This window comes from Streptomyces yerevanensis, from assembly GCF_000716805.1.
Taxonomy (GTDB): Bacteria; Actinomycetota; Actinomycetes; order Streptomycetales; family Streptomycetaceae; genus Streptomyces; species Streptomyces flaveus.
In genome coordinates, this window is the sequence record NZ_JNWJ01000301.1 from 1 (window position 1) to 221 (window position 221).

Genomic DNA, 221 nt, shown 5'->3' on the forward strand with positions numbered 1-221 from the left:
GCCTGGAAGGCGTCGGTGATCGCGCCGACCGCCTCGGCGATGGCCACGGCCGGATCGCGCAGGATGCGCAACCGCTCCACGGACATGCGCTCCGTGATCTCGGCCTGGAGGGTTTCGGTGAAGGCGTGCTGGATGGCCAGCAGGAGTCCTTCCTTGTCGCCGAACCGGCGGTAGATGCTGCCGACCGCCATGCCGGCCCGCTCGGCCACGGCGGCCACGGT

At 71.0% G+C, this 221-nt stretch carries 1 protein-coding gene; it reads right to left on the reverse strand.

The features are described 5' to 3' along the window. A partial coding sequence (locus OP79_RS49495; protein WP_033330062.1) for a helix-turn-helix domain-containing protein occupies nucleotides 1–221 on the reverse strand: 221 nt, incomplete at both ends.